Consider the following 19,510-nt stretch of genomic DNA (forward strand, 5'->3'; position numbering starts at 1 on the left):
CCACTGGACGAAAGGACCGGGACGGATTGACCGTGACTTCGGCCGCAAAAAATGGGGCGATGAGGCTTACGCCATTGAGGAGCTTGTTGCAGAGATCGGCTCTGCATTCCTCGGTGTCACGCTGGGGCTTCGTCCGGATCATCTGGACAACCACGCCGCCTATATTCAAAGCTGGCTGAAGGTGCTGAAGAACGACAAGCAGGCAATCTTCCGTGCTGCCTCCCATGCGCAACGCGCCGTCGATTATCTCGACGGCTTGCAGGCCGATCCGGCTTTGCTGATCGCGGCGGAGTGAGAGATATGTTCAAACCTGATCAAACTCAGATCGAGCGGATGGATGCAGCGTTCGAAGCCTACAGAAGTGTCGCCAACGCTCCGGAGGACCGCACTTCTGTTCGGATGCTCTATGACCTGTTGCATTACATGCACCGCCAAGAAGGAATGCCCCGGCGCGAGGTCTACCATTGGCACAGGCTGATGTTTATCAGCTTTGAAAACGACACTGGGCCGGGGAAGAAAGACACATGACCCGCGACAGCGAAGCCACTAACTCCATAAAAGAAAGACGGGCTCTTGCCCGTCTTTCTTGTCAACTATCAGAACGGTCCGTAATGGATCGCAAGATAGAGGTAGCACAATGCCATTAACAAATAGACTAATGAAATCATAGTGTTCGCCCTCTGACGCACTAGGGCAATGATGACGGAGATGGTGGCGTCGTTACTCAATATCCGCATATCTATTTATCTAGCGGGGTAGGTCGATATGGTCGTTTTGGGCTATTTTAGTGTGAAACTTTTGTTACACAGTTGCGGGCTTTCAAGCGACTACCCGACGCGCCCGCCAGGGCGGTTCTCGCTCCGCTCGTCGCGGCCGTCCCCCTGGTCCGACCGCGCGTTTTACGGTCTCTACGAGCCCGCAAAACAAACCGCCTCACAGATAAAGCGGCGCATGAATCAATCCAGTGCTGTTATGCGAGGTAACGTTCCGGGTTTACTGATTAATCAATAAAAACAATGGCATTAGGGCTACCCATAGACGGGCGGTTTTGCATATAAGATGTTTTATTCATGCGATTGGCATGCTGTGCGTTTTTACCGTCGGTGCCAAGTCCGGACGAAATTTCGGTCAAATCTCGCCAATCGAGAAAGGTAGGGCTTAAGCAATAGCATCAGCAGTTTGGCTGCTCAAAGCAGCCGAAATCTTGGCGCTGGTTCTGGAATTGATCCAAATGGCAATCCAACACTTCATGTGATGCCATAGACGATAGTCTGGAACGGAAAGCGTTTTGAAACGGAAAGGCCCCCGCCGGAGAGATGGAACCTCTCGTGTGCGGGGACCTTAATCGTCTTGGAAGGCTTAACAAGCCCATCAGCAAGAGCGATTTACCCACGCCACCTCATCTGACACAAGCAAAATAATGCCAGATTGTCATATCTGATCCGGTGTTAAATGTGCTCGAGCATAGAGGTTTGTCGCGCTACGATCGTAGCGTGATGGTGGTTTCCGCGCTCGAAGGTGTTGGTTCGCGTAGTGTTCAGTTATCTAGAAGACGGAAACTGGTGGTTGGAGAAGGCAGGCTCAGCCTTCAACGCTTTTGCGATCTTCCGTTTTCTTGTGAACTACGACAGTTTCGGGGTGGCGCCGACGATCCAGGCACTGATCGCGTTTTACGATAACACCTTGGTGTTCTTGATAGGTGAGCCTATCGCCGTGATCATCGCGCATGTGCTGATTCTCTTCAGCTTTGATTTAGATGTTTCGCCCAATCTGGTTCTTTTCTATCTCCTTATCGCCGCGACCACTGCACGAAGTCTTCTGAGAAACAAAGAAACGCTAGTTATCCTGGAGGAATGGCCTCCGGTTGAATGGGTTTCTGCGGCTGGCATAGGAATTTTATGGTTCCCTATCCTGATCATTTCGCCCCTCATTCTTTGGTTTGCGAAAAGGGATACTCAGGAGATCAAAGCCTGGAAAAAGGAGCTGCGAGGTCTTAGGCGCGATATTGAAGCACGGCCGACCGCTGTAGACTCGTCGATGATGCACATGCGGATTGCAGGCCTAGAGGCTTTCATTGATTCCGAGGGCGTTCGCCTTGCCTCTGGTATGATCAGTTTTCTCGGCGATTGGTTTCATCAGGCTGGGTGGGTTCTTCTCATGCTTGGTATTCTCGCCCTGATCAATTTTCAGATGCTGCGGCCATAGAAATACAGAGATCCGCGCCACGCGCCGATCCACTTTAAAATCGGCCAGCCCGGCCTCCGCTTCGTTCTAGCCAGGCTGCGTTCTTTTCCATTTTATAAGCCGGGCCATTGGCCCGGCCGCATTGTTTTCATGCGCCCGCTCACGCGGTCGCGGCGCGGCTCTAACTGGAAAAATAGGGCACAAAGCGCCTTATTTTGGCTTTCAATGAAAGAAAGTTGTGGGGGCACTCTTCGAAGGTCACCAATTGCTCTCGGTACGATGGAAGCAAATTCTTATGGGGCAAAAATTCTTCGCCCCATTCTACTACTCTGAAATCGACGGCTTGCTCGCACTTGGCCCTGTGGGTCCTGTAGGCTCTAACCTGTTCAGCCACCAACAACCAAAACGCCATAGCAATATCAGCCTGGATGTGGAGCGCATCGCCATCGTCCGCCAGCATTTTGGTGAAGTACCATAGACGTTCGCCGGTTATGCCGTCTCCGATCCCATCTTCTCTGGCTTGGTCTCCTATCAGGGTGTTCCTATGCGCGATAACGTCATTAAACTCTTGCATCGCGCCTATCGCTCGGTGTGCAAATAGCGAAAGCGCCGGCATTTCGTTGCTGAACAACGAATACTCGCCAACATCCGGGGGGTGCATAATGTATATTTGTGCCGCGCTTATGTAGAAGTGCCGAAACGCCAAAGTCTGGTTTTTCATCTTTTGCCTTGCGAAGGCGCGATAAGCGAGAGGCGTTTCAAAAACTTCTTTTGTTATTTTCTGTGCTTTTTCAACGTCCCCGGCTAGATAGACAATTATTTCCTTTTTCAAATTCAACAATGCCTCGATATTTGCGGAAGCGGCCGAGTTAAGACGATTCAACGCGTCCAGTGCAGCCCGCCTGTCGGCCTTGGCTTTAGCTTTGGACTGTCTATGTTGTTGATAGAAAAAGGCTGCGATACCCAGCACAAAGCCTAAGAACGAGCCGATCGCCGTCTGTGTAACACCTAACCAGAATGCTGACGTTTGCACTCCGGCGACGATCTCCGTCTGCGCTACACCTAAATCGATTTCTGACAACTGCACTCCGGGAACGGTAGTTTTAGGATGATTCAACGGTAGCATAATATCGCTATCGATTATCTGTAGGTCCGGCTAGGTCATCTGCATTCGCTCGCGATTGCAGACCATTCATCCCCCATCTGTTATGGTTAACGCATGGGGGCCGGATCTATCGTCAACGTCGAATCCAATACAGCCGACCGGCTCGCCCGGATGGGCTTCGCTGTCTTGTTTTCCAACAATATGCGCGCCTGGAAACAGGCGCTCGTCGCAGATAATCGGTTTGTATCGCCGCATTTCGATCCGGATTACTCCGCGCCCAACGGCGCGGTGTGGATCAGCTCACCGGCAAACTCGCGGCCTGCCTCGCATACCGCATTTACCCGGCTGCCGACTACCTTGCGATGGTCGAAGATGGCCGTATCTATGTCGATGATCCCCACGCATGGGGCTTTCGGCCACACCGCCACGGCCTTGAACACATTGACCTGTCCGGCCGAGTGATGAGCCGAGGCGGATTACATAGCTTCTCAACCGGCCAGGCACTCAGTTTCTGGATTTGCGGCATCGCGCTTGAAGTCGCCCTGCAGGACTGTGTTGATGTTGCGGCAGGGATCACCTTGCCAGGGCCTCACGTTCCATTGTCTTGGTACGGATACCGGCATTCAGCGCAGACGACCATTCACGAGTGGCCCAATTTTCCAAACCAACCGCACTCTATCGAGATCGTCTGGAGCCACGCCCCCGAGATCCGGCAAGAGCTTGAACAGCGCAACAAACTACTCAGAGAATTGCCGAACGCCGACCTCAAAACTATCGCAAAAGAGTATGAGACGCGGACGCGGCTCCGTCGGACTTGATGTCGCCGGCACAGTGCTCTCGTTCTTACCTGCAGGGGAGTTGTTGAATGGGGACGCTCCTCGTGTTTTCAGGGCAGCCTAAAGATGCCGGGGAGGGTAGGGCGATCCGGGCTCTACTCCGCTTCCGTCGGTCGCTCCACGGAGCCGAGCAAGCGTGTCTCCGCCCATTCGGGTAACGATCCTTATCGGCAAGTGCCTTTCTCCCGCTTCCGCTCTCGGCGTGAAGAGAGCGCTACTCTCTCCCCACAAAGGCTAAACTCGGTCCCCTCGCGTCCTGCCGGGTATCCCCAGGTTTCGGGCTACGCCCTGCCAACCCGCCGCTATGCGGCGCCCAAGAGGGTGGGTGATTCCCCTCCCGGCACGCCGGCCTTTCACCCCTCTCTCGCTCCTCGCCGGAGATGCAGGATTGCAGTTGTGAACAGCAACCCAGCACCAAAGAAGAGGGGCATAGACATGACTGGGACCATCGAGAGCACCATGAAAATCAACGTTCTGCCGTCCGCCCGCGAAAGCCGTGAACAGCATTATGAAAACTTGAACAGAGCCGCCCGTGAAAAGACTGGATCGATCCTTGATGCGGATTTCTCCGGTCAGCATGGCGATATGTGGGAGATTAACGAATCAATCTATCACGAGTTTATGAATCTGTTGCCGCCGCTCGCGTGGCGTGACAGCTCATTTTGCATTAGCGAGATGCTGACGGACGACATAACCGCCGTTTTCTTCCAGCAGTCCGGGAGCTTCTTTTGTCGGTATCTGCGAATGCGCGAGCACAGCGAAAACCTCTCGGCCTTCCGCATCAAGGCGGCAGAATACGTTTAGCGTAAGAAAGGTAAAAAGAACGTTGTGGTTGTGGGGTTTTTGTTTGTCAAAATATAGCCAATCCGGTATATTATGCAAATGTTGGGGGGCGGCAATGAGCTGGTCGGTTGAACTACTGGATGCCCGCGTTGCGGCTGAGATAGATGGGTTGCCTAAAGATATCCAAGCTAAAATCTTGCGGACTTTCGATCTTATAGAAACTGCCGGGCTAAACGATCTTGGGCGGAATTTAGTCAAGAACGTTCGCGGGAAAATCTGGGAATTTAGGTTCACCGGTAAAGATGGAATTGCACGTATTCTATATGTGACTGCATCAGGGCGCCGCGTTGTTGCGTTGCATGCCTTTGTAAAAAAGACACAGAAGACGCCAAAATCGGCAATAGATATCGCAGAGGCAAGAGCAAAGGAGCTGAAATCATGATTAAATTCAAAGACTGGCGTGATCAAAAACTCGTGGAAGACTCTGAACTCAAGGCCGAGTATGACAGGCTTGGACCAGTCTATGAAATCATCACGCAGCTCGTCCTCGCAAGGAAAAAGGCGGGATTAACACAAGAGCAACTTGCTGCGCGGATGGGTACAAAGCAATCCGTTGTGTCCCGCATGGAGAGTGGTAGTCGCATGCCTGGGATGGAGATGGTCACGCGCTATGTGAAGGCAACGGGGCATCAATTGAAGGTCGTTTAGATCAAGGACACGTCGCAGTTGGGTTTAACCGATCTCCCCCAACTTCGACCGGCGTCCGGGCGGTTCTCGCTTCGCTCGTCGCGGCCGGAGGGCCGCGCAATCCGCAATAGGAAGTGATTGCGGACAACCGCCCTTGTACATCCGTCTCGGTCAGACTCTTGAACCGTTGGAGGCAGCAGCCGAAAGTGTTTATCTCCGGATCTATAAAGCTCGCCGACGCAAACGATTGGATCGAGATCGTTTGCTCCAAGTGCGGGCGATGCGGCCGCATGCGACGGGATTCCCTTCTTCGGAAGTATCCCGGATCAACAGCGATGCCGGATCTGCTCAACCTGCTTGCAGAACCATGTCCACGCCTCAAGTCGTCTTATAGCGATCGCTGCGGCGCGCACTATGTGAAATAGGATCTGTTGGCGGTAAGGTAAGGGGGGGCGTAAAATAAATGTCGCGTAATGTATCTTATGGGAAATTATTATAAAAACTAATAATATTTTCAATGCATTATGACGTTGTAAAATTCGATCTTATCCGGACTTGTTTGGCGATCCCCGTTGGGTCCGGGCTCTATTCCGCGTCCTTCGGTCGCTCCACGGAGCCCCGCAAGCGGGGCTCCGCCCATGCGGGTAACGATCCCTATCGCGCAACACCACTGCACGCTTCGGGATCGAAGCGGCTCTTCGGATCGCTAACCAGAAAGCCGTAATAGCTATCCCAATCGGTCACACGGATCACATAGTGGAACGGCTCGTCTCGCGGCTTCCGCTTTCGGCGCTTCGGGGCAGGTATTTTTAGACTTGTCCTAACTTTCGGTTATTTTGCTTAACCGCTCGATGCCTTGTCGTCCCCTTTCGATGGACTAACCGATCAATCAGGCACTACCCAGGCCTCAGGGAACCCCCCTTTGTCCAAATGCGGGGCCACAAACTCAAGCTCTTCGAGAATACGGGCGAGGGATTCCTGGGCCTCCTTTGTCACCGTTGGAAAACCGAACATTGTTCCTGCCGCTTGAATGGTCTCCACAAACCAATGAAGTCCAAATAGCACCATGAAAATGCTGAACGTATCAGCTTCGCGTTCTATTCTCTCGGCAATATGGTCTGCACCGACAAGACTGTTGGCGATGAAGAAGTTCAGTACGTCCTCGGCGTCGTGATGAGATTGGGAACACATAGCCGCATAGACTGTCCTGTACTCCACGCGCCGCCCCATAGCTTCGAGTCGTTCGATAAGTGGCGGCCAGCGCGAGGTTTTCTCTATCGGGACATCACAATGTTCCATGTAGCCACGAACAAACTGCTCATAACGGTCCATTGCCTCATTCTTTCCGGCAATACGGCTTTCGTGATCTTCACGGGATTCGTCCTGTATAGAGGACAGATCATTGCCCCACTTTCGGTTCTGCTCGCGCTCCCCGTTGATATAGGAAAGGAAGAACTGCGATATGCGCGTAGGCGGTTGCTCCTGAATGATATAGGCCGTGGTTGCCGCGCTTTCGTAAACAGACCGAGCAAGAATCTCAGCTTCGCGGACATGGCCAAGCGCGATGAGAACAAATACGCCGACGATTGACTGATAGGCGCGATCAACCAATTTGAGAACTAGTCCATTGGTGGGGTCGGATTGCTCTAGGTGATCCAGACACTCGACCATGAGCAAGTATGGGACTGTCGTAGCAGCGACCATGTCTCCTAATCCTGGCGACAGTCGCGACGGGTCAAGTCGGTGTGGCTCGCAGAATTGCTGCAATAGGACTTGGCGAGCCTCATCGTTCATTTCATGAAACCGTTTGTGCGTGAGCGACGGCAGCTGCCGTCAGAGTGAGAATAAAATGAGCCTCTGCACGGGAGTAGTCAGGCACTCCACCTTCGCTGGGTCCGTGATGTGCTTGATGCGTGTAGTGTCGAAGGACTGCCCAAAGGGCCGCCTCGCGTTCGCCTTTGGTCATCCCCTTGCGGTCGGAAGCTATACGCCCTAAAGGCTCACCAGCCCACTCTTCACTTTGATAGCGATAGTAGCCCAGCTCTTGAATGACGGTTCGGCAAGAACCGATACAACTGTGATAGTCGCTGTTTCGGTATTGATCCTCGGCACGTTGCAATCCTTCGGCAATATCTTTCCAACCCTCGGGCATGTCACCAACCGGAAGAGGCACCTCCAAGAGCAGCACATTTCGTGCTCCTGCGCGGCGCAATTCATTGATCCAATCAGAGCGTGGCACAGTGACACGCCAATCATCCTGGACAGGGTGGCGGCCCTGCTCATCAATGCCCGTCCCCACTGCCAGCAACTCAAATGTCAAATCACCCGTGCCGCGCAGAGCTTCGATTGCGGCGATTTGAGTTGGCTGGAGAATTAGGTGGAGTCCCGGCGTCATCGTTGACACGCTGGCTTTGCAGGCAATCTCAAAGGGACCTTCCGGGCGTGCAAACCCAAGTGATTCCGTTCGACCTGAACTAGGCGTTAGGGTGACTCGCGCACCTGTAATCGATGCTTCCCGCAAGGCACTCTCATCGGCATGGATGGTGACATAGATCCCGAAAATCAGTTCAAAGCAGCCAACAAGCGGACGCAAGGTCACACCCTGTATTCTTGTATCCGCAATATTTCGACTGCCAACTGTAAGTCTCATATGAACCTCGGTAGCTCCGCAATCCTATCGCTTCAAGCTAAACTCTCATTTTAAAGGCATTTTTCTGTGCATTAACTGATGTACTAGCGTCAAGCGCGAGGGATCGAAGCCGGATGGCTGAAACTCGGATACGGGATTAGGCTCACGAGAGCCCGGGTCGCCCGTCCGAGCGCAGCAAAAACTCTAAAGTGAAACAAGGAAACCAAATAGACTTAGAAATGCAACTTAAAAACGATCAAAGAATTTAAATGTCATGAGTGACGGAGAAATAAGACGCAAGTTAGCGGCTATGACCGATCAGGGCGCATTTGAGCGCCTTGCAACAGCAGTTCTAAGACTATCGGGTTCTCAATATCGCCTTCTCGCCCATCCCGGCGTCAATCTTGACGGCAAGACCGTCAAATCACCGGTTGACGGGATCACGTTTGTAACCGGCTCCTCTCCCCCACACATGATCGCTGTGCATCACACAACGTGTAGAGCCGATGACCTGAGCCCAGTAAACTCGTCCACGTTTCAGTGAGCTCCGTCTCGATGCGGAGGCTGCGCGTGTGTCCGCTTTGGGTGCTGTCCGCCGAATAGGCCATCAGGCTCTGATGGGTGGCAGCCGGCCGAATAAGCCATCCGGCTCTAAAGGGTGGGAAGCGGACGTTCCGATTTTCGGTGACCTTGTCTGATGTATGCCAGGAGCGGTCGTCGTTGGTTAGCGACGGTATATCTATCGTAGTAAGTGTGCTTCGCTGAAACCGGTGACTGTCCCCGGAATCTGTGCCGTCGATCCCAATGCTTGGCAGGCTGACACCTCCTAAGCGACCCCCCGTTTCACACACGAACAGTCTAACCTACTTGTACATGCCGTAGTCGCCGCGGTCTTCCTCTTCAACTGAGATCGTATCTTCAATGATCGAAGGACTAGAGACGATGGGCTCGTCACCGTCATCTCCCGAGACCGAGAAGTCGAACAGGACGTTCACGGTCACCGTATCTTGAACCTCGAGACTCACAAACTCAGTCATGTAGTGGCGGCCGGCCTCCTTATCGTAGAATCCCGTGTCCAGATCTTCGTAGGAAACGTCGGCAGCAAACGTGACCTCCGCCTCGGCTTCGGCCTTTACAACACCGTCACCGACCTCGAGGGCGTATACGTCGCCGATCGAAACCTGCTCGACCTCTACGTTCTCCACCTCCCCGTGGTCGTTGTACAAGGGCACAAAGGCCCTGTCGGCAAAATCATCCTGGATAAACTGTGTGAGCTTCTGGACGAGTGTTTGCGGTCGTTGATGCAATTGCTGAACAAGCGCGTCGGCGCGATGTAGGTGATCGAGCAAGGCCTCAATCTTCTGGAAGAAAAGAAGCGGATCCTGGACGGCGCATACACGCTCGAGATCTGGATCATTGGCAACTACATAGACCAATGTGTCGTGGGCCTCCGCCCACATGACCAGCCTCTTGAGTGTGAAGGCATCGGGGAATTCGTGTTTTTTCTTTCTCTTCTGATCCGCCACGACATCAAAGGGGGGCACCTGGGCGAAATAGTCGTCGAACACCGTCGATGGATCGATATTCGCGACCGATAGCACTTCGCACTGGCCGTAGTGTAAATGGTCTTCGAACTGCGTCGTGAGTGTTCCTACGAGTTCGTCAATGTCTGGGGGGGTACGAAAAACATCGAGCCGTGGGTCGTCGACAGATTTGATAACGGACGCGTCAGATCGTGCAAAGACGCGGCTGGCCGTGTGGATATCTTCCTTGATCCGCTTCTTCGTTTCCTGGACGGAAATGTCCGTTTGTAAATAGGTAAGCCAATCCTTTTGTGCCACATCGGCAAATGCCCGGAGGCGTCCGCCGTTGAAGTTAAGGTTGTTGTGGCGGTACTCTGACGGATCGATGAATACGCCATAGTGGGGCATCAATACCCTCCGTGTCGACTGAACACCGTCCCTATTAAACGTGGACGCTACTATGCGGCACCACGTAGCTCGTTCATATGCGTTTCTGGGAGGAGCCACCAATTTAGAGATGACCACCCCGGGTGGGGAGCGGTCGTTCGCTTGAACGGTCGCCACTGATCAGCTCAGGTCCACTCCGTCCGGGGCGGGTGTCAAGATTGGCCAAGGGCGTCCCGACGCAAGGTCGGGATGGCGTGGTTCCGATTCTGGAGGACCGTAATCGTCCCGAAGCTCGTCTATGAGGTTGAGACAGCGGGTGGCGGGGTCATCCTTGCCGCCTCTGCCCGTCATCGCCAGTAGCTTCCGGCGTAGCTCGACTGCGGGGACAGGCACGATATTGTAAGCGCCTTCCCAGTTTTCTGTCGGGACGTGCTCCGTGACAGCGCTTTCGATCGACTGCCTCGTCATGAACGAACGACCGGTTTTCTTCTCAAAATCGATCAGCATCAGGATGCCATCCGTGTCGGCAGCTTCGGCGACCGCGCAGGCGAGCAAAGCAAGCTGCTTCGTTGTCGGCCCATCCTTCAGGAGGTCGTAGACATAGGCGCGGACCTCTGGGAACTCCGAAATCAAGCCACCCAGTTCGCGTTGCCAATGCCACCCGTCGTATGACTGGCCGTTGAACGCGCCGCTGACGGTCAAGTCAACAAGGCGGCGCGCGGCGGATACGGTGCCGAGGCGCAACGCAGTCGCACGCCACTGGTGGTTTTCATAAAGCCGCGGGTCTTGTTCGGCGAGCGCGAAGATCACAGCTTCTGCGTGGTCAGAGGACGAACCGCCGAGCCCGCAGACCATCTCTTCTAGCATTCGGGGATGGCGCTGCGCGTCCGGCATGTCGCGCACGATGGCGGGCAGATCGGTGACAGGCGTGGCGAATGGCAAAAGGCGCAACCAATCGCGTAGCTGATACGCGTCGCTCTGAGTCAGAATCCAAGTCTCTTTCTTGGCCGCCTCAAAAGGCTCGGCTATGCCGTCGGCCACGAGCTTGATGTCGACATTCTCGCCAGACAGGATCAACGACAACAACAAGGCTGCGCGCGCCTGCCTCGGCGCGAGAGAAATGAGCTTCTGGATCGTCACGTCGCGCCGGCCGTGCGGGAGCCGTGTTCCGATAATACCGAGCGCAACCCCCAGCTTCACTTGCGCATCCGTCGAACCATCGACAATCAGAGTGTCGATTGCGCCGAAGATCGCCTCCGCCTCGGCTGTTGTCGCGGCGGGATCGGCGGCGCGGGCCTCGCGGCGCTCTGCCACGCGCGAGAAATCTTCGCCGCTCCGGAAATTATTGTCGTCCTTGGGCTCATTCGCCTCGAACCACTGGACGGCCAGCACACGCGCGGCCAGCTCTCCAAAATGCTCATCCTTCAGGTATTCACGCATCAGCGCAGCGGTCTCCTGCGCATTGATCGCGAAGAACGCACGTTGGTACTCGTGCATGTGCGAATGCTGCGCTTCGTTTACAGCATCGCGGTCGTTCCAGCCGCTCGCAGTCGCTTTTTCGCGGAAAACCCGATAGCGGCGTAAGTTGTCATCAAGCAATCTCTTCAAGGATGGAAGATGTGAGACGGACGGTGCGTGGCTCATCATCGTTGCAATGGTAGCCAATCGCCAGCGCTTCTCGTCCCCAGCGGCGAGCATGCGCTCTGCCCATTCGCGCGCCAGCACTCCGATCGAGGCCAAGCCTTCCTCATTGAAGGGTCGCGCCCTCTCTTCGTCGCCGTAGGTCTCACGGGAAAATAGCTCAGCCAGTTGGGCGATTTCCTCATTGTCAGCGTCTACCGCCCGCGCCTGAACGGCGGCCACTAAACTTGCGCCCGGTGTGTGGCCGATACGGGCGCGCAGATCGTGATAGCGATCACACGCCGCCTCGTTGTACTTCCCGCTGGCGTCGCGCACGGCTTTCCCAGCGGCAAGATACGCGTCGATCAGCCGGCCAACAGCGTTTGGTCCCAGCACTGAAGCGGCGGCCTCGGCGTGGTCGTCGCGGCGGCTTGTTTCTTCGAGGGCGATCCCAAGCAGCGCGTCGTCCTCAAGGGCAAACCCGGCGGCCGCAAGAATATCGTCCGCGCCGTAGAAGAGTTCGCGGTGTTCGCGCACGCGGTGCAGTAGCCCGTTAGCGAGAGCCTCCGGATATCGCTTTCGCGCTTCATACAACAACTGTATTTCGCCATCGCGTTTCCGGTCGATCTCCATTTCGGCAACAATCTCAGTAACGTCGGTATCGTGGTCATCTCCGACCGGCGCGTGAACGAGCGTGCGCAGACGCTGAAAGTGCGAAATGCCAGCAACCTTGCTCCGTTCGCGCGATCGCCGGAGTTCCTGCTGGACGGCATCGACTGCAATGTCGTCGAGGTGACCCTCTTCGGCGAGGATGTCGTAGGTCGCGTCGCCCGCGTCAGCGAGCAAGTCGGCGACGTGCCTATCCGCCCGTCGAAATGAGAGCGCATCGACCACTGTCGCCTTCACGTCCGGATCGCTGTCAGTTTTCGCGATTGCGGTCGCAATGTCGAGGCCGTCGATTCCACCATGCGATGCGATTTCATGCAGTACGTTCTTGCGGATTTCCGGTGGCAGCGCTGCGATGCGCGCCGGCGCGTCGTTCCCAAGCACGGATGAGCGAAATCGCTTCGCCGCCCGGAGGGCGGACAGGTGTACTTGGGTGTTTGCGTGCGAAATAAGCGGCCAAAGAAGATCGGCGAACTCCGGCCTGCCGGACGCGATCATGAAACGCACCGCGCGATCCACCTTGCCTGGCGCGTGCCACTGTTCAACGAGACTCCGCATTTCGGTGCCGATCGGTGCCCATACCTCGTCAGTGGCGCGGAAGATCATCTCGCCCGCGAAGACAGGATCGACTTCAAAAGCTGCGCGGATGGTGGCGCTGCATGCGGCCTTATGTGTGGCGTCGCCGCGTGAGGTCCGTTCGACAGCGAAAAGGACTCCCTCTTCCCACGGGCGCTGATCGAGCACGTCGACCTTCAGTTTATCGCGTGCTGTCGGATCGCTGACAGCCTGTAGCATCAGTCGTTCTACATAGTGTGAGGCGTACCATTCCTGAAATTGCTGGTGTTGGAACGAATAGCCCGGCGTGTCACCGGAGCGCGTCAGAACGTGATTGCTGACGAGAGTGTCGAGCAGCGTATGGGGCTGTATGGGGATGGTCATCTGCCCATCGGCTATGAGGATCCGCAAGGTCTCGGCAACCGATTTGCGCGCGTTTCTGTCTGTGATCGCTGTGTTGGCCGTTGTCGTGGCGAAAACGGCGAGATTATCCATATAGTCCTGGTGGAAGCCGAGGGCCACGGCATGAAGCGCCGCCGCACGGCGGGCTTCCTGCTCGTGCGCGGCAACGAAGCGCCGTAGCACTTCTTCCTTTGTGGTCGGAAAAGGCGCGCCCTCCGGCAGCGAAAGAAGTGCCGTAAGATAGAGAGGGATGGTGACGAGTTCGCGGACGCCCGCTGTCCGCCAGGCCTGATCGACGAGCTGTGCACCAGCCTCGCCGCGCATGGCCCGCGCAATCTCCATTTGCTGATTGTCGTCAAGTGGTAGCAAATCGACGCGCGTCCCGCCGAACGGAATGTCGAGGGCCTGCCTGCGCGTGGAAATGACAAGACCGAGTTCCGGCAATTCAGTCTTGAGGGCCGTAATTTGCACGCGCGCGCGTTCGCGTGCGGCAGCATCCAGTTCGTTCCAGCCGTCAAGAAGGAGCACGACGCCAGGCTTCGCCGCGACGGTGTGGAAATCCTGCTCTGAAATTCCGTTGAATGCGGGGCGTTTCAGGATGGATACAAGCAGAGCATCGCCTTCGGTGGCCCAATCGCCCAGCGGTACTATAAGCGGCGTGCCATTGCCGATCTCCAGCACGCCGTCGGCGACCTGAAAGAGGGTTGTCGTCTTTCCCATCCCGGGTGCGGCGACTAGGATAAGGTCATCCAGCGTGGTCACGGCCTTGGCAAGCGCGCGCGTGCTCAGCGCCTCGTCCACGTGCTTCACCTTTAACGTCAGCGTGAGCGCCACGTTTGTGCCCGGCCATTTGGATGTTCGACGGAACACGACCAGGTCGGCCGAGGCCGCTGCTCGCAGTCGGCGGCCCAGGTCGTCCGGCGTGGGGGCTTGCATGCCGGGCCCGAACGGCACGTTGTGCATTACGCTGCGCCATGAATCCTCGTTCGTCTGTCTCTTCCACCTGCGCAATTCCTCGACTGTGAATTTCGAATCCTTGGCGTCGACGGCACGCCCGTGCACGTCGCAGAGCCAGATGCCGTTGTCGGCGGACGCGCGCTCTTCAGGCGTCATCTGCGCGTCGTAGCGGGGACCGCCAGGCGCGGCAGCGCAGATGTGCGAGGCTTGGCCGATATTGATTTCACCCGCACCATCGGATGTGGCGGCGTGCGTCAAACGGCGGCATGCCGGATTGGAGCAATGGCCGCGCGCTTGCCGCTCAATGGCCCGTTTGGTTACGGGCGAAAACTCATCCCTGTTGTTATTTTTGGCCATCGACGGTCTGCTCGGCTTGGGTCTTTTGAACACGTTTTGAAAATCGCCCGCCGACATACATGTCGCCGATTTCAGCTGGCATCAGGAGTATAGATAGATGCCGAGTTGCCTCAACATGATCTCACATTACGAGCGCGCAGTTCGGCAAATGCCATGCCAGACCTCCACTGCTGCTTCGGGGAAGCTGCACGGCACCACCGAACTGCAAAGGCAAAGTCAGGTTAGGAGCGATCCCGACTTTGGTCGAGTTCTTACAGTTCCTGACATTGCACGTCGTCGCCCCCCACAAGACAGTTCCTAAGGGGATTCCCGTACACATCACGCCACACCTAGTTTATTCATTCTATCAACATTGAATAACTATTCATGGCGTACACGTATGGCCCGCAAAAGAAAAACTCGAGAACAGCATTGGGCAGACTCGCGAGCCGGAGGATGGGCCGCGCGAGGCTTCGACTATCAGCATTTAGTAGTAACCCTCTTTGCCGTTCGCCTGTGGGCAGATGCCTCACATCACGGCACCATCGTTCCTGAAGGCTTGGACGATTGCACCATCGAATTCGCAGACCGCGAACTTTGGCTTCAGGTCAAATCGCGCGCGAAAGGGGCGTTCTCCCAAGCCGAGATCTCCCGCCTGTTGCAAACAGTAGGTAACAGAGCCCACGAAACCAAAGGTGCAGAGACGTTCCAGACTGGGCTGATATTGGAAGCCGCTAACGCTGACGTGCATCTTACGTCTTTGGACAAGTTGATCGGTGACGAACCTCAGCGAGTCACCGTTGTCTCATACCCATTTGACCAAGCGGTCTCGATCGTAAGCCAGCATCTCAACATCTATGAGATCATCGCGGAGAACATCGTATGCGATCTCTATCGAACGATTGCTCAATACGCTTCGGACAATGCGTCACGATCTTACGCTGATCGTCGTCGTCTGACCGTCACCGATACCGAGCACCGCGTTCAAAAGCGTCTGAAAGCGAGCGATTCCACAGCGATCGAGTCTGCAATCTCATCCGGGGCGCTTCGCACAATCGATTTTGCAACGTCGGTGAATGATCAAAGCTTCTATCTGGGCGTGAAGTCCGTGCCGGGCCATATTGGCGCTGGTCTCATCCTGGCACGCCAACTGGACAGTGCGGCGGCGACCGATAACCTGCAAAAAAGGCGAAGCCTTCTGATCCATGGACCGTCCGGCTGTGGCAAGTCAGCGTTGGCCTGGCTCATCGCTTCGGAATCCGCAAGTAACATATTGTGGGTCCAGGTGTCCTCACGCAGCACATCGCTCAGTATCGATAGTATTCTGGCGTTCGTAAGAGCGCGGCGGCCGAGCGAGCTTCGCCCGGTAGGACTGATCCTCGACGATATCACCGGCGCCAACAGCCTGGTTTGGGACAACCTCGTCCATGAAATTCGCAACGTCTCCGATGCCTATCTTCTTGGCACGATCCGCCAGGAAGACTTTGATCTGATAGAGACAAGGTCGGAAAGCGCAAAGTTCGAGCCACGGCTGGACGAGCAGCTTGCCGAGGAGTTTTGGAGAAAGCTGCGGGATCGGAACCAAAGTGACTGGTCCCATTGGCGCGAGCCCTTTGAGCAGTCCGGCGGACTGTTACTCGAATATATGCACATCCTGACCCAGGGTGAACATTTGGTGGAAGTCATTCGGCAGCAGATACACACACGCCAGCGGGAGAACCGAGACGCCGAGCTTGCAATCCTCCGCTGCACCGCCCTCATCAGCGCTTGGGACGGTGAAATAGTCGCCGCCACGCTTGCTGAATCTCTCGGATTGTCTCAGGAAGCGACCGCAACTGCCCTGCGCAGATTGCTAAACGAGCATCTTGTGCGAGAGAGCCGTGAAGGCGTCCTTGGCGGGCTTCATACCGTCCGCTCCCATGCGTTGGCAGACGCGTCACATGACGGGGTCGTCTTCTCGCGTACAGAGTCGCTCTGGACCGCCCTCCCGGCAACCACACCGGAGAGCATGCCGGGCATCATCCGTCAGGTCATCGCGCATCCGGAAGTCGATCTGGACGAAGCGCTTGAGCGTCTGGCACAGGCGCTTGGGCAGTCACCTTCGATAGAGTTTTGGACCGCGGTTCTCACAGGCCTCGGCCTGGGAACGCTGGACGGTCAGGCAGAGCGGTTCATGGCGCTGCTAGAGCGACACGCTGTCCCGCGATCACTTTGGTTCCTCGCATCCATGTACTTTGATTCATCGACAACCGTTCCAGACTTGGAGGGATTTGAACATGTTGCCGTCCTACAACGTGCCGTGGATGACTTCCGCAATCTGGAGATGCCCGACTACCGGGCCGATTGCTTGAGCATCCTCCCTGCCGACGCAGTCACCCCGCACTGCTCTTCAATGGAGGAAGCGACAAGGTTTTTGGCTGCGCTTGCGCCGATTGGAAGGGGCGAGCCGATCTCGGTCGAACTGGAGCCGGAATTTGGTGAAGTCGAGACGATAGAACTCGACCAACTCACGACCCTTCTCTCTGCCGCCAGTACACTCACCCCCACGTTGGCGACCCAGTTGGTAGAGCATCTGGGCGGTGAAGAACGACTGTTTGACCACTTCACGAAGAGCACGCCCTGGATCGATCGACCGGAAATCGTCGATCATGAGGAACACGGTCGAACCGTGTCCACGCAATGGTATCGCGTGAGCGAAGACTTCCAGACGGACCCGCACGATACGATCGTAGCGATCTGCAAGTCGCTCGTTGCCCTGTCGCCTCGATCAAACGCAGCCGCATGTCGTGTGGTCACACCGACTGGCGAGCGATATCCGATGACCGAAGAGGCTTCATTTGAAAAGTGCATCCCTCGGGAGAATCTGCCCTCACCGATCCGGGTCGCATGGAACGTCGCCTTCAGGCAACTGCTCCTGTCGCGCGCAAGCGTCCAGCGCTTGACGGACTATGCGGCGTCAGTGGCCAACCTGTTCCATCGAACCGAACGCGTGTTTCACAAGTTTTCAGAGCGCTGGTCCTCCGCAAAATCCATTCATGGTCGAGACGAGCTCGCGCAGGAGGTCAACAGTATCATTGAATCGGCGCAGTCACTCAGCCACACGACGCCCAACACACGTTTCTCGGACATGACCTCGCCCTTGTCGGACGGGGCACAAGACGAGCCAACAGCGTCCACCATCTCCGGCATCTTGGGCAACCTGCTTCCTCGTATTGCGAAACTGCCTGGAGGTGGCAACGAGCGCAGCTCAGCCATGTTTGCGGGTGACCTGTCAGAACAAGTTTCCAAGCTGACCGACGCTCCAATATGGCGCACCGTTGAGGTTCCACCTCGGCAAGCCTTGGAGGGGTTGAGAGACCAGCTCGCCTATGTGTCAGCCATTCTGCATGAGATGGCATCCGACGCGTCTTCAGAACGAGTTAACGCGCTAGTTACCCATGCCAAACAGGCTAGAACTGGTAATCGTTGTCGGTTAACGGCCCTATATGCCCGTCGAACAGCGGAGCAACGGTTCGATCGTATATTGCGGAAACTGGAGGCAGATCTGGCCGCCAAAGGTCTAGTCGCAGAATGCAAGACCAAGCCCGACCTGGAGCCCAATAGCGTGTTCTGGCCTCCCGCCCAACTGTGCGTGCTGCTTAAGGTAAGCAATTTTGAAGCGTTCCTAACTGCTCTGGTGGCCGTGTTCGAGGCGCTCGATCAAACCTTTCCTGATGGATTAGTCTTCCGCATCGCTCCGTTGATGAACAATCAGGTCATCGGGACCATGGGAATGCTACGGGTTCGCGATATGCCCATGGCTTCGCCCGACTTTGCAGCCGACTGGGGACCTTACCTAGACCATCAGCTCGCTCCCAATACATTCACAGATCGGTATCAACGGTGCATGAATGCAATGCTCTCCGTTTCCTCCATCGCTACCTGTCGCGATATGGATGCACTTCATCCTGACGAAGAGGCGGTCTTGAGTAAGGGAATGGATACTACTTCAGATCAGATGAGCGCCCTCGCCGAATTTATTGGTCCCAGCTCCAACGACGATGCTCAGGAAATCCTTGCTTATATGTTTCAGCTTTCTGATCGCGTGTCTCATGAACTCGAAGACGCTCGTCGCGGCGATCCACCCACAGAACCGATTTGCGCGGTAGTGTTTCGACACTTCGACGGCATCGAAGATGATGACACCCAAACCTTCGCAGCGGCAAACCTGCTGGCATCACAGATTCTTATTTAGAATCTCTTCATCCAGCTTTCTCAAGCTAGATTTTTTCAGTGCTACTCTCCACGCCATGAGTCCTATTTGAGAAATCGCTGATACGAGTTCAACGACACACTTAGAGCGGCACCGTGTCATCAGTAGTCCTCTCAGGTTCAGCCCACTGCAGTGTGACAGCTGTGGGTGGTACGGTTCACAGACCTCGAGTGTCAGCTTCGGGTCGGGCGCCCCAGCGGCATCGAACGACCGCTTTGGGTCGGGGCTGGTCGCTCCTGAATCACGTATTCTTCAACCAGTTATAAATGTTGAGATCCGCGCGTTGCGCGTATCCAGTTGAAAAGACTGGCAGGCCGGCCGCCGCTTCGCTCTAGCCGGTCTGAACTCTCTTGTCTTTGTCCGCCCCAACAGTAGTCCGAGGGTGAGTCAATGAGCGGGCGCCGCGCTATGCGCGCCATGTTCCAACGGCCCCGTGTCCTCGCTCCTCTGCGGGCCGCACCAGGCCGTCTCCACACACATTGACAGACCCTCGGCCGACCGTGGGCGGGGCTGCGCCCCACCCCCTCTGTTCAGTCTGAATTTGTAATTCAGACCAAACACAGCGGATGGGCTCAACCCCATTCGGCG

General features: G+C 55.9%; 13 protein-coding genes. 8 read left to right on the forward strand and 5 right to left on the reverse strand.

Translation table 11 applies throughout. The annotated features are described in order from the left end of the window. The 3 genes from ABJ076_RS08990 to ABJ076_RS09000 all read left to right on the forward strand — a co-directional run. Positions 1 to 295 (forward strand): zincin-like metallopeptidase domain-containing protein (locus tag ABJ076_RS08990; protein ID WP_348194740.1); only part of this gene is annotated, 295 nt, incomplete at its 5' end. A gap of 5 nt (positions 296 to 300) precedes the next feature. Then, on the forward strand, positions 301 to 528 hold the full coding sequence (locus ABJ076_RS08995; RefSeq protein WP_348194742.1) for a hypothetical protein: 228 nt from the start codon (positions 301 to 303) through the stop codon (positions 526 to 528). 1,038 nt (positions 529 to 1,566) lie between these two features. Beyond that, a complete protein-coding gene (locus ABJ076_RS09000; RefSeq protein ID WP_348194744.1) occupies positions 1,567 to 2,205 on the forward strand; it encodes a hypothetical protein in 639 nt (212 codons plus the stop codon). Between the two features lie 160 nt (positions 2,206 to 2,365). On the opposite strand, the gene ABJ076_RS09005 is transcribed toward ABJ076_RS09000, so the two are convergent. Further along, positions 2,366 to 3,265 (reverse strand): hypothetical protein, encoded by a 900-nt coding sequence (locus ABJ076_RS09005; protein ID WP_348194746.1) that lies wholly within the window; start codon positions 3,263 to 3,265, stop codon positions 2,366 to 2,368. A gap of 314 nt (positions 3,266 to 3,579) precedes the next feature. Here ABJ076_RS09005 and ABJ076_RS09010 point away from each other — a divergent pair, with 314 nt between their 5' ends. The 4 genes from ABJ076_RS09010 to ABJ076_RS09025 all read left to right on the forward strand — a co-directional run bounded on the left by ABJ076_RS09010 (position 3,580) and on the right by ABJ076_RS09025 (position 5,616). Next, positions 3,580 to 4,107: a hypothetical protein gene (locus ABJ076_RS09010; protein WP_348194747.1), complete on the forward strand. Its 528-nt coding sequence runs from the start codon at positions 3,580 to 3,582 to the stop codon at positions 4,105 to 4,107. Between the two features lie 453 nt (positions 4,108 to 4,560). Then, a complete protein-coding gene (locus ABJ076_RS09015) occupies positions 4,561 to 4,929 on the forward strand; it encodes a DUF1419 domain-containing protein (RefSeq protein WP_348194749.1) in 369 nt (122 codons plus the stop codon). Between the two features lie 94 nt (positions 4,930 to 5,023). Beyond that, complete coding sequence (locus ABJ076_RS09020; protein WP_348194751.1) at positions 5,024 to 5,350, forward strand: type II toxin-antitoxin system RelE/ParE family toxin; 327 nt, start codon at positions 5,024 to 5,026, stop codon at positions 5,348 to 5,350. Beyond that, positions 5,347 to 5,616 (forward strand): helix-turn-helix transcriptional regulator, encoded by a 270-nt coding sequence (locus ABJ076_RS09025; protein WP_348194753.1) that lies wholly within the window; start codon positions 5,347 to 5,349, stop codon positions 5,614 to 5,616. The genes ABJ076_RS09020 and ABJ076_RS09025 overlap by 4 nt, the downstream gene beginning before the upstream one ends. An 864-nt stretch (positions 5,617 to 6,480) precedes the next feature. Here the strand turns inward: ABJ076_RS09025 and ABJ076_RS09030 are convergent. The 4 genes from ABJ076_RS09030 to ABJ076_RS09045 all read right to left on the reverse strand — a co-directional run bounded on the left by ABJ076_RS09030 (position 6,481) and on the right by ABJ076_RS09045 (position 14,691). After that, positions 6,481 to 7,299 carry a DUF5677 domain-containing protein gene (locus ABJ076_RS09030; protein WP_348194755.1) on the reverse strand — a complete coding sequence of 273 codons (819 nt, stop codon included), beginning with the start codon at positions 7,297 to 7,299 and terminating at the stop codon, positions 6,481 to 6,483. 91 nt (positions 7,300 to 7,390) lie between these two features. After that, positions 7,391 to 8,245 carry a hypothetical protein gene (locus ABJ076_RS09035; protein WP_348194757.1) on the reverse strand — a complete coding sequence of 285 codons (855 nt, stop codon included), beginning with the start codon at positions 8,243 to 8,245 and terminating at the stop codon, positions 7,391 to 7,393. 842 nt (positions 8,246 to 9,087) lie between these two features. Beyond that, positions 9,088 to 10,155, reverse strand: coding sequence for a PIN domain-containing protein (locus tag ABJ076_RS09040; protein ID WP_348194759.1), 1,068 nt, complete (start codon positions 10,153 to 10,155; stop codon positions 9,088 to 9,090). 159 nt (positions 10,156 to 10,314) lie between these two features. Continuing rightward, positions 10,315 to 14,691, reverse strand: coding sequence for a hypothetical protein (locus ABJ076_RS09045; protein WP_348194761.1), 4,377 nt, complete (start codon positions 14,689 to 14,691; stop codon positions 10,315 to 10,317). 379 nt (positions 14,692 to 15,070) lie between these two features. Here ABJ076_RS09045 and ABJ076_RS09050 point away from each other — a divergent pair, with 379 nt between their 5' ends. After that, positions 15,071 to 18,904, forward strand: a complete 3,834-nt coding sequence (locus ABJ076_RS09050) for a hypothetical protein (protein ID WP_348187328.1) — start codon at positions 15,071 to 15,073, stop codon at positions 18,902 to 18,904. Positions 18,905 to 19,510 lie beyond the last annotated feature (606 nt).

Origin of the sequence: Nisaea sp. (assembly GCF_039990255.1) — a bacterium.
Taxonomy (GTDB): Bacteria; Pseudomonadota; Alphaproteobacteria; order Thalassobaculales; family Thalassobaculaceae; genus Nisaea.

Coding starts and splice junctions, on each gene's coding strand:
- ABJ076_RS09035 (WP_348194757.1), bottom strand. CDS start 8,245: ATGAGACTTACAGTTGGCAGTCGAAATATTGCGGATACAAGAATACAG.
- ABJ076_RS09040 (WP_348194759.1), bottom strand. CDS start 10,155: ATGCCCCACTATGGCGTATTCATCGATCCGTCAGAGTACCGCCACAAC.
- ABJ076_RS09045 (WP_348194761.1), bottom strand. CDS start 14,691: ATGGCCAAAAATAACAACAGGGATGAGTTTTCGCCCGTAACCAAACGG.
- ABJ076_RS09050 (WP_348187328.1), top strand. CDS start 15,071: ATGGCCCGCAAAAGAAAAACTCGAGAACAGCATTGGGCAGACTCGCGA.
- ABJ076_RS09030 (WP_348194755.1), bottom strand. CDS start 7,299: ATGGTCGCTGCTACGACAGTCCCATACTTGCTCATGGTCGAGTGTCTG.
- ABJ076_RS08995 (WP_348194742.1), top strand. CDS start 301: ATGTTCAAACCTGATCAAACTCAGATCGAGCGGATGGATGCAGCGTTC.
- ABJ076_RS09020 (WP_348194751.1), top strand. CDS start 5,024: ATGAGCTGGTCGGTTGAACTACTGGATGCCCGCGTTGCGGCTGAGATA.
- ABJ076_RS09015 (WP_348194749.1), top strand. CDS start 4,561: ATGACTGGGACCATCGAGAGCACCATGAAAATCAACGTTCTGCCGTCC.
- ABJ076_RS09025 (WP_348194753.1), top strand. CDS start 5,347: ATGATTAAATTCAAAGACTGGCGTGATCAAAAACTCGTGGAAGACTCT.